Origin of the sequence: Eikenella sp. HMSC061C02, assembly GCF_001809035.1 — a bacterium.
GTDB classification, from domain to species: domain Bacteria; phylum Pseudomonadota; class Gammaproteobacteria; order Burkholderiales; family Neisseriaceae; genus Eikenella; species Eikenella corrodens.
On sequence record NZ_KV795561.1, the window covers coordinates 1 to 1,190 of the forward strand.

General features: G+C 53.3%; 1 protein-coding gene. It reads right to left on the reverse strand.

Going from position 1 to position 1,190, the window contains the following annotated elements:
* Nucleotides 1-49 precede the first annotated feature (49 nt).
* A complete protein-coding gene (locus HMPREF2541_RS08200; protein WP_083296805.1) occupies nt 50-1,018 on the reverse strand; it encodes an IS110 family RNA-guided transposase in 969 nt (322 codons plus the stop codon).
* Between the last annotated feature and the right edge of the window lie 172 nt (nt 1,019-1,190).

Sequence of the window (1,190 nt, forward strand, 5' to 3'; positions counted from 1 at the left end):
GTAGCAACTGTATTTTTCACCCCGTCGGGCAAAAATACCAAAACTCAAATCAAGCCGTTCGGATACCGTTCTCGGTAATACCCTTACCGGCAAAATAATCACGCATCCGGGCATTCAATATCGTCAGCAGTTTGCGCATACATGCCGTAACGGCAACCTTATACGGCTTACCCTTGGTCAGTAGGCGTTGGTAGAAATCCCGAATAAACGGTTCGAAACGCACCGCTACCACGGTAGCCATATACAGCGCCTTACGCACCGCAGACCTTCCGCCGAAGCAGCGGCTTTTGAATTTGGTTTCCCCGCTCTCCCTCGGGTGCGGGGCAATACCGACCAGACTCGCCAGCCGTTTGTGGCTCAGCCGTCCCAATTCCGGCAGCATCGCCATCAGCGTAGCCGTCGTTATCGAACCGATGCCTTTGATTTGCTCCGCCACTTTGGCTTTGCCGTCAAAATGCGTGTGGGTGTGGTCGTCGATTTGTTTGTCCAATTCGTCAATCAGCCGGTCAAAATGGGCAATCAGTTGTTTGACGCTTTCGACTTGCGTTTCGTGAACCTGATGCAGACGGTTTTTCTCGGCAGTCCGCATATCCACCAGTTGGTTGCGGCGGTTGACCAATGCTTCCAACACTTCTTCCGCTTCGGTGGGCGGTTGGTAGAGCATGGTTTGCCAATCCTCTTTCTGTGCCGTCATCTGTGCGAAGAAGGCGAGCATTTTGGCATCTTTGGCGTCGGTTTTGGTCAGCGACTGCGATTGGGCAAACTGATGCGTCTGACGCGGGTTGGCGATAATCACGGCTATGCCTGCGCGGTGGATGGCTTTGGCGGTGGGGATTTCGAGACCGCCGGTGCTTTCCATCACGACGAGGGCGACGTTGTGTTTTTTAAGGTATTCGACGGTATGGGCGATACCTTTTGGGTTGTTGGTTTCGGTTTTGGTTTTAGACAAAGACGAAACGGCGATGACAAAGTTTCGTTTGGCGATGTCGATGCCTGCGTAATGGTATTGGGTACTCATCATAAACCTGCCTTGCATTCGGTTGTATTGTCTGGCAACTGTCCGGTTGTGTCGATGGATTGCCCGGCCGCTCCCTGAGCTACGCAACGGTTGTTTGCCTCGGGTGTATACGGGTGGCGGCCGGGCGGTTTGTTGCTATGATACGGGGATTCCGATATACAAGGGTGTGTGC

Bases quoted from the DNA above. Each gene is read 5' to 3' on its own strand.
- HMPREF2541_RS08200 (WP_083296805.1), bottom strand. From the start codon at position 1,018: ATGAGTACCCAATACCATTACGCAGGCATCGACATCGCCAAACGAAAC.